The 650-nt window shown below is 51.4% G+C and carries 1 pseudogene; it reads right to left on the minus strand.

Annotated elements, in window-relative coordinates:
* Positions 1 to 650: pseudogene (locus tag R7Q11_RS26990) on the minus strand (C4-dicarboxylate ABC transporter); the annotation flags it as partial.

Genomic DNA, 650 nt, shown 5'->3' on the forward strand with positions numbered 1-650 from the left:
AGTAAGCACCCGCACCCGCACGCTCTAGCATCGCGCCAAACAGTACAAACAAGAATACGAAAGAAGTGGATACACCTAACGCAACACCAAATACCCCTTCGGTGGTTAGCCACAGATGCGACATCGCTTTACCTAAGCTTGCGCCTTTGTGGGCTATGACATCTGGCATGTATGGGCCAGCAAACGTGTAAGTCAGGAACACGGCGGCCACAACCATTAGCGGAGGCCCTAATGCACGACGAGTCGCTTCAAGTAGCAATATCATGCCAACGACCGCAACCACAATATCGGCAGTGGTGGGCGCGCCGGAACGTCCTGCGAGTTCGGTGTAGAAAAGGTAGATATAGGCAGCCGAAAAGCTACCCGCTAACGCGAGAATCCAATCCACAAGAGGAATGTGATCCCGCGGAGAGTTCTTCATTGCTGGATAAGCAGTGAAGGCCAAAAATATCGCGAAAGTGAGGTGAATCGCTCGCGCTTCAGTGTCATTCAGTACGCCAAAATTGAAAATAAATGGTAGCGGGGAGGCGTACCATAATTGAAATAGTGACCAACACAGAGGGACTAACCAAAGGATTCGTCCTTGCACTCCCGAAGGGTTACGTGCGCCCGTGTCTGCTTGAGCCACCATTTCTTGCACATCTTGAGAC

The organism is Vibrio sp. 970, from assembly GCF_033339075.1.